This window comes from Paraburkholderia sp. SIMBA_054, from assembly GCF_046534875.1.
GTDB lineage: Bacteria > Pseudomonadota > Gammaproteobacteria > Burkholderiales > Burkholderiaceae > Paraburkholderia > Paraburkholderia hospita.
Map to the genome: position 1 here is coordinate 1 of NZ_JAWRXV010000157.1, position 1,703 is coordinate 1,703.

Genomic DNA, 1,703 nt, shown 5'->3' on the forward strand with positions numbered 1-1,703 from the left:
CGGTGTCAGGTCCTTGATGTCGGGCATCTTCGTCATGTCCCTCACTATGCATAGCCTGGTAGCAGTTTACAAGCGCTAAAGTCAGAACTGGTGTACGGGGGAATTGAGGCGGGAGATTTGAAGGCGGTGGAGGTTTCAGCTGAGAATCTGATTGTCGAAGTCGGAAACCAGCGAACAACAAACCATCCACCATGAGCAAGTTTACGGAAAAAGAAGTCGTCGGTCTATCGGAAGTCGGTCTGGGTCTGGATGAACTGGTCAGGCACGGAGCCCGGCAGGTGATCCAACAGGCAATCGAAGCAGAGCTGTCGGCGCTGCTGGAGCGGTTCGAGAACGTCAAGACCTTGCACGGCCAGCGTGCCGTGGTGCGCAACGGCTATTTACCGGAGCGCGAAGTGTTGACGGCGGCCGGCCCGATTCCGGTGAAGGTGCCGAAGGTTCGTGATCGATCAGGATCGGGTGTGAAGTTCAATTCATCGATTGTGCCGCCGTACGTGAGGAAGTCACCGCGCGTGAGCGCCGCACTGCCGTGGCTGTATCTGAAGGGCATTTCGACGGGCGACATGAGCGAAGCACTGAGCGTGCTGCTGGGCGAGGACGCCAAGGGTTTGTCGGCGAACGTGGTGAGCCGTCTGAAGGCGCAATGGGCCGACGAGCATACCAGTTGGAGCCGGCGTGATCTGTCGAAGTCGCGCTACGTGTATTGGTGGGTCGACGGCATCCACACGAGGCTGCGCAGCGAGAACTCGGACGGCCAGTGCCTGCTGGTGATCATCGGTGTGAGACCGGATGGGCGCAAGGAGCGTGTGGCGATCGGTGACGGGTACCGGGAATCGAAGGCGTCGTGGCAGGAGCTGCTGCTGGACCTGAAGGCTCGTGGCCTGCAGGCCGGACCACTGCTGGCGGTCGGCGACGGCGCAATGGGTTTCTGGGCCGCCCTGGAGGAGGTGTTTCCTATCACGCGCAGCCAGCGCTGCTGGTTTCACAAGATGGGCAATGTGCTCAATGCGCTGCCGAAGTCGCAACAAGGGCGCGCAAAAGCAGACCTTCAGGCGATCTGGATGGCCGCCACGCGTGCCGATGCATACGCCGCGTTCGATCGTTTCGTGACGGTCTATGCGGCGAAATATCCGAAGGCGACTGAAACACTGAAGAAGGACCGGGAGAACCTGCTTGCCTTTTACGATTTCCCGGCAGAACACTGGCAGCATCTGCGCACGACGAATGCGATCGAGTCGACGTTCGCGACCGTACGCCACCGGACGACGCGTACGCGCAACTGCGTGTCGCGACCGACCTTCCTGGGTCTGGCATTCAAGCTGATCGAGGAAGCCGAGAAAACGTGGCGCCGCATCAATGGTCCCGAACAGATCAAGCTGTTGCTGGAAGGCATTGCCTTCAAGGACGGTGAACCGGTGCAAGACGATCAACCGGGTCAGCAGAAACTCGCCGCCTGACGTCGCCGGGCATCAAGCTGCCCGTACACCACTCTTGACCTTATCTCAGTTTACAAGCGCTGAATAGTTACGCGGCGGCAAAGAAAAGTAGGTGCCGCCCCCGCACGGGAGTGTCTGAATTTTTGTGTGCAAGGCAGCTAAAAGCCTGCCATCTGGCAGGCTCATCAACTGCATTCTACAAATGATTCCTGGTGAAGCGATCCTCGTAGAGGATCGCGAACTGGTTCATCGCGGCTTTCCAGTCAT

Annotated in this window: 1 protein-coding gene; it reads left to right on the top strand. The window is 59.0% G+C overall.

Translation table 11 applies throughout. The annotated features are described in order from the left end of the window. The first annotated feature begins 191 nt into the window (after positions 1-191). Positions 192-1,457 (top strand): IS256 family transposase, encoded by a 1,266-nt coding sequence (locus SB822_RS54445; protein ID WP_079487593.1) that lies wholly within the window; start codon positions 192-194, stop codon positions 1,455-1,457. Positions 1,458-1,703 lie beyond the last annotated feature (246 nt).